This window comes from Serratia sp. 506_PEND (assembly GCF_001076875.1).
Taxonomy (GTDB): domain Bacteria; phylum Pseudomonadota; class Gammaproteobacteria; order Enterobacterales; family Enterobacteriaceae; genus Serratia; species Serratia marcescens.
The window spans coordinates 1-2,471 of sequence record NZ_JVEL01000636.1 but is presented as its reverse complement, the minus strand read 5'-3'; the positions used below and the strand labels follow the sequence as shown (position 1 = coordinate 2,471).

The following is a 2,471-nucleotide window of genomic DNA, read 5'->3' as shown; positions in this document are numbered from 1 at the left end:
TGGAAAAATTACGCAAGGTCAGGCAGTACTGCAATCAGATCTTCCGTTACGCCATCGCAACAGGACGTGCGACGATTAATCCAGCAGCAGAGCTGACCGGTACTCTGACCGCGCCAAAGACTGAACACTTCCCTCACCTTCAGGCATCTGAATTGCCCGCATTCATTTCCAGCCTCGCTGAATACCACGGTAGCTGCATTACACGTATGGCAACTAATCTGCTGCTACTCACGGGGGTACGAACTATTGAGCTACGTGCAGCAGCTTGGCACGAGTTTGACCTAGAGAATGCGTTATGGACGATCCCTGAAAGCCGCATGAAGAAGCGCCGTAAGCATCTAGTGCCTTTGTCAGACCAGGTTCTGGCGATACTGCGGGAGTTACAGACTTACACAGGTCAGTATCAACTAGTATTTCCAGGGCGCTGCAACATCAACAAACCAATGAGTGAAGCCAGTATTAACATGGTGATCAAACGTATCGGCTACGATGGTAAAGCTACCGGCCACGGTTTCCGGCACACAATGAGTACCATTTTGCATGAACAGGGCTTTAATACTGCGTGGATTGAGATACAGCTCGCTCACGTGGATAAGAACTCAATTCGCGGGACGTATAACCATGCGCAATATCTGGATGGAAGGCGGGAAATGATGCAATGGTACGCCTGTTACATCGACAATCTTTATGAACCTGAAAAAGTGGACAAAAGATAGCAGATACCGGGGAGGGAAAATGGCAGTCACGAGCTTCATCCCTCCCCGAATCAGCTATACCAGTGACTCGGTGGCACCGACAGCGTGCACCATCTCGCCTACCTAAAACTCTTCACCAAAGTACGTGACCGGCAAAGCACCGTCGTTCCGTGCCTTACCCAACAACAGCGCATCCGGGCAAGCAATCACTGCGAATAGTTATCTGTGGCCGATCAAGACCAATAGATAAATGAACGAAATCCCTTCGTCTGTTGCGTTTGACTACGCCCCATTACTTAATCGTGGAAATAAAGAGTAAAACCGCAATTATCACAACGAGCTACGTTTTACTTAAAAATAAAACGTGCTACATTGTATTTCACCAAGAGGTTACAAATATGTCGACAAAACCCACTACGACAATACGCATCGACTTGGATGTCAAGCGACGCGCCAGTGAAGTGTTTGCCGAAATTGGCATCGGCATGTCCGCCGCAATTAATACATTTCTCAAAGCGGTGGTTCGCGAGGGCACTATGCCATTTGATATCACGTTAGAACGTCCAAAACTACACCCAAAACCCAGAAATGCCACACTCAATCATGCCTTCATCGTCAAAAAAGATGAGTTCTATACGCAGTATGAAGATGTGCAAAGGGAAATGGTGAAGCATCGGGAGCAACTAAAGGGAAAAACCATACTTTGTAACTGTGACGATCCTTTTGAGTCGGCTTTCTTCCGATTTTTTGTGCTTAATTTCGACAAGCTCGGACTGGCGGGGCTTACTTCTACCTGCTACGACGGCTCCCCAATCGCGGGACAAGAATATCCATTAGAGGGAGTGACTGGTGCCTATAAGGCAGTAGTCACAGAGGTGCCTGACGAGCCTCTGGAGAGGCCTGATGGTTCTCTGGATTTAGAGCCATTGTTTGCCATGCCAGGCAACTCTCTCGAGCATCTCGCTGGTGACGGTGATTTTCGCTCAGGTGAGTGTGAAGCTTTGCTTAAGGAAGCCGACATAATCGCCACCAATCCCCCCTTCAGTCTCTTTCGCGAGTACATTAGCCTCCTAGCGCGTCACGAAAAGGATTTTATTATCCTTGGGAATATGAATGCTACAACATACAAGGAGGTCTTCCCCCTTTTCTGTGACAATAAAGTCTGGTACGGAGAATCTATCCGCTCCGGGGATCGCAAATTTCATGTACCCGATAGCTACCCGTTAAATGCCGCGGGTTGCGGTACGGACGAGGAAGGGCGACGTTTCATCCGGGTAAAGGGCGTACGCTGGTTCACCAACCTGGACACCAGCAAACGGCATGAGCCTTTAGAATTAACTTGCCGCTATACTCCGGACGAATATCCACGTTACGAAAACTACGAAGCTATCGACGTTGGGCGCACCCAAAACATTCCGGTAGACTACGACGGGATTATGGGAGTACCGATCACGTTTCTCGACAAATACAGTCCGGATCAGTTCGAGATCATTATGCTTGCCAACGGCAATGCACGCTCCAACGTATCCCCCAAGATACTTACAGAGGTAGGCTATCGTCAGCATTCTGAAGACAGAGGAGGTGTCGGTATCATCAATGGCCGGCGCGTTTATGCACGGATCCTGATCCGCAGGAAATTTTTATGAGTTGCCGAATGCGCGTACCCTGCGCATATCAGGGCGGCAAGCAACGCGTGGCGGCTCAAATCGTCGATCATCTTCTGGAAGCAGCTCCCGAGCCGGATGCACGATTCTACGACCTATGCTGCGGATCTGG

2 protein-coding genes are annotated in these 2,471 nt (G+C 49.4%); both read left to right on the top strand.

Features of this window, described 5'->3' with window-relative positions; genetic code table 11:
• Positions 1–716, top strand: a 716-nt coding sequence (locus ADK28_RS28895; protein WP_048797425.1) for a tyrosine-type recombinase/integrase, incomplete at its 5' end; no start/stop codon positions are given.
• Positions 717–1,093: 377 nt separating this feature from the next.
• On the top strand, positions 1,094–2,341 hold the full coding sequence (locus tag ADK28_RS28890; protein WP_075202054.1) for a type II toxin-antitoxin system RelB/DinJ family antitoxin: 1,248 nt from the start codon (positions 1,094–1,096) through the stop codon (positions 2,339–2,341).
• Positions 2,342–2,471: the final 130 nt, after the last annotated feature.

What these genes read in the sequence shown, in the direction of transcription:
- ADK28_RS28890 (WP_075202054.1), top strand. Translation starts at nt 1,094, where the DNA reads ATGTCGACAAAACCCACTACGACAATACGCATCGACTTGGATGTCAAG.